At 40.0% G+C, this 3,667-nt stretch carries 2 protein-coding genes and 2 pseudogenes; 1 reads left to right on the plus strand and 3 read right to left on the minus strand.

Annotated features, from left to right (window positions below):
• Both BHE89_RS12155 and BHE89_RS12160 read right to left on the minus strand, forming a co-directional pair.
• A pseudogene (locus tag BHE89_RS12155) lies at window positions 1-1,588 on the minus strand (ABC-F family ATPase); the annotation flags it as partial.
• Window positions 1,589-1,857: 269 nt separating this feature from the next.
• Window positions 1,858-2,340, minus strand: coding sequence for a MarR family winged helix-turn-helix transcriptional regulator (locus tag BHE89_RS12160; protein ID WP_069367192.1), 483 nt, complete (start codon window positions 2,338-2,340; stop codon window positions 1,858-1,860).
• Between the two features lie 99 nt (window positions 2,341-2,439).
• Between BHE89_RS12160 and BHE89_RS12165 the strand changes: the two genes are divergently transcribed.
• Window positions 2,440-3,315 (plus strand): EamA family transporter, encoded by an 876-nt coding sequence (locus BHE89_RS12165; protein WP_069367193.1) that lies wholly within the window; start codon window positions 2,440-2,442, stop codon window positions 3,313-3,315.
• 72 nt (window positions 3,316-3,387) lie between these two features.
• Here BHE89_RS12165 and tnpA read toward each other — a convergent pair.
• Window positions 3,388-3,667: pseudogene (gene tnpA / locus BHE89_RS27050) on the minus strand (IS200/IS605 family transposase); the annotation flags it as partial.

Below are 3,667 nucleotides of genomic sequence, written 5' to 3' on the forward strand. Positions count from 1 at the left end.
CACTTTTTTCGCAAGGAACTCATCATAAGTACCTTGGAAATTAGTCACTTTTTCAGGTGTGATTTCAATAATACGATTTGCCAATGAGCTCACAAAATTCACGGTCATGAGAAACAAAAATCAATGTACCTTGATAAAGTTCTAATGCCATATTCAGTGATTCGATAGATTCCATATCTAAGTGGTTCGTTGGTTCATCCATAATCAAAATGTTTGGTTTTTGCATCATCAATTTACCAAATAACATTCTGCCTTTTTCACCACCGGATAAAACTTGAACCGATTTTTTCAAGTCATCTTGTGAGAACAGTAAACGACCTAATACGCTACGTACAGATTGCTCGTCGTCGTCTGGTTTCATCCATAAACTCATCCAATCAAACACCGTCATATCGACTTCAAAATCAGTTGCATGATCTTGTGCATAATAGCCAATATTTGAATTTTCAGACCATTTTAAACGACCCGTATCCGATGTTAATTCACCAACTAATGTTTTGATCATTGTCGATTTACCCACACCGTTATTACCTAAAATGGCCACTTTTTCGCCCACTTCAAGCATCATATTGACGTTCTTAAACAGCGGAGGATTATCATCATAGCCTTTAGAGATATTTTCCACTTCAAGCGCATTACGGAATAATTTTTTCTCTTGTTCAAAGCGAATGAATGGGTTTTGGCGACTCGATGCTTTAACTTCAGCTAATTGAATTTTTTCAATTTGTTTTGCTCGAGATGTTGCTTGGCGTGATTTAGAGGCATTAGCACTAAAGCGACTTACGAAAGATTGTAATTCACTAATTTGTGCTTTTTTCTTTGCATTATCCGCTAATAAACGCTCACGAGCCTGGGTTGCAGCAAACATATATTCATCATAGTTACCCGGATGAACAGCGAGTGAACCATAATCTAAGTCAGCCATGTGCGTACATACCATATTTAGGAAGTGGCGGTCATGGGAAATAATGATCATGGTACTGTTACGTTCATTTAGCGTTTGCTCAAGCCAACGAATGGTATCAATATCCAAGTTGTTCGTCGGTTCGTCTAGTAACAGAATATCAGGATCAGCAAACAGGGCTTGTGCAAGTAACACACGTAATTTCCACCCTGGAGCCACTTCACTCATAGGACCATTATGTTGTTCTAATGGAATACCTACATTTAGCAATAATTCGCCCGCACGAGATTCAACGGTATAGCCGTCCATTTCACCAAACTTAACTTCGAGATCAGCAACACGTAAACCGTCTTCTTCGCTCATTTCAGGTAAGTTATAGATGCGTTCGCGCTCTTGTTTCACTTCCCAAAGTTCAGTGTGCCCCATGATCACCGTATCAAGCACAGTAAACTCTTCATAAGCAAACTGGTCTTGTTTTAGTTTACCAAGACGTTCATTAGGATCGAGAAACACGTTGCCACTACTTGGCACTAAATCGCCACCTAAAATTTTCATAAAGGTTGATTTACCGCTACCGTTAGCACCGATTAAACCATAGCGATTTCCGCCACCGAATTTGACAGAAATGTTTTCAAACAGTGGCTTTGAGCCAAACTGCATAGTGATATTATTGCTGATTAACAAGACAAATACTCATTATTAGTGAATGACAAAAGGTAATGGGGCGGCATTATGCCACAAGTTACCCCTATTAAGACAGTAAAGTGAAGAATGTCTGTTAAGGAATTTTTTCTACAAGAGAAAAAACTCATCATATTGTGAGTTATTACCCATAACAAAAGTAAGGAAAAGAGATAGGGAAGAAGGCAAGTAAAAAACACTAAGTCCTTATTCTTACCTTCACTGTTAATGAGAGTTATACTAAATGGGAGAAAATAAAAGCAGATAAAATCCTATTCTAACGTATTAAGAAAAACTTTAAGCAATTGATTTAACGCTTGTTGCTCTTGTTGTGATAACCCAGAGACTAAACGTTTTTGATTTTCAGCGTGTGCTTCTATCACTTGGTTGATTAATTTTAGGCCTTCCGCTGTTAGCGAAACTAAAAAACTGCGTCCATCTTCCGGATTAACGTTACGAATAACCCAACCTGCTTTTTCTAATTGATCAATACGATTTGTCATCGTGCCTGATGTAACCATCAGGGTTGATAGCATTTCACCCGGAGAGAGGGTGTAAGGATCTCCTGCACGCCGTAGTGTAGCAAGAACATCAAAACTTGATGTATTTAAGCCAAATTGAGAGAAAACTTTCTCCATTTCGCGCGAAAGATGCAAAGTAATATTCCCCAATCGTCCAATTAATCCCATCGGGCTAATATCAAGATCAGGGCGCTCGCGCTGCCATTGTTTAGTAATGTTATCGATTCTATCCATGCATTTATCATGTCAATTATTTATCTTGACGTCAAGGTATTATCAATTTATCTTGACCTCAAGATAAATGAGCCTAGTAACAACTAACCGAGTGATTTTATGAATCGATACACAACATTACTATTAACGGCATTGGCTCCCATTGTATGGGGGAGCACTTATATTGTGACAACGGAAATGTTGCCAGCTAATGTTCCCATGACATTAGCTGCATTGCGTGCATTACCTGCAGGAATTTTATTATTAATTATCATGAGACAACTGCCACAGGGCATATGGTGGCTACGTGTAATTATTTTGGGTATTTTAAATTTCTCACTGTTTTGGTGGTTATTATTTATTTCAGCCTATCGTTTACCCGGTGGCGTTGCTGCAACAGTAGGGGCGGTGCAGCCTTTAATTGTTTTATTTTTATCTCGTTGGTTATTACAAACGCGCCTATCCTGGTTATCTATCTCAGCCGCATTAGGGGGCATTTTTGGTGTAGCAATACTCATTCTGACACCAAATGCAGCACTCGATCCTATCGGAATAATTGCAGGATTAGGAGGCGCATTTTCTATGGCAACAGGTACTGTATTAAGTCGTCGTTGGCAACCGCCGGTTACACCTTTAACTTTTACAGCTTGGCAATTAACCGCAGGTGGTGCTGTATTATTACCTTTTGCCTTATTATTTGAACCTGCATTACCTTCATTAACAGGTATTAACCTTTTAGGCTTGGCTTATTTAACCTTAATTGGTGGCGCATTAACCTATATTTTCTGGTTTAGAGGGCTCGCATTATTAGGCCCAAGCTCTGTGGCTTCATTAGGCTTTTTAAGCCCACTAAGTGCAGTTATTTTAGGTTGGGCATTACTAGGACAACAATTAACGAGTTTACAAATACTGGGAATGATCGTGATATTACTCAGTATCTGGGCTAATCAACAGTCAGAAAAACGAGAAAGAGTAAAACTTCAATCACTTAGTTAGCGAAAAAACGCCTTATATCCTCGCCCAGTGCGGGCGAGGATATAAGGCGAAAAGCCCGCAGGGCTTTAAAGATCAATCAGGCGTTGACTGGCTCTGAACGTAGGCTCTGAGTGTTTCAATCGTTGCCCCTCCGGAGCTACAGACAAAGTACGACCTTGACCACAAAAAGTCCCGTTTTACTTTGCGTCCGTAAATGTGTGTTTTGCTGGCGCAGCAGGCGCGACGATACTGATTTCAGATTGTTGACCATCACACTGACCGCCAGTTTTGGCGGGTAAGCAACCAGCAGATGCACATGGTCAGGCTCTCCGTCCATCTCAATAATTTCGCATTCAAGTTTTGCCGCAGCGGA

The sequence above is a fragment of the Shigella sp. FC1967 genome, from assembly GCF_001743005.1.
In the GTDB taxonomy this organism is placed as follows: domain Bacteria; phylum Pseudomonadota; class Gammaproteobacteria; order Enterobacterales; family Enterobacteriaceae; genus Proteus.

Coding starts and splice junctions, on each gene's coding strand:
- BHE89_RS12160 (WP_069367192.1), bottom strand. CDS start 2,340: ATGGATAGAATCGATAACATTACTAAACAATGGCAGCGCGAGCGCCCT.
- BHE89_RS12165 (WP_069367193.1), top strand. CDS start 2,440: ATGAATCGATACACAACATTACTATTAACGGCATTGGCTCCCATTGTA.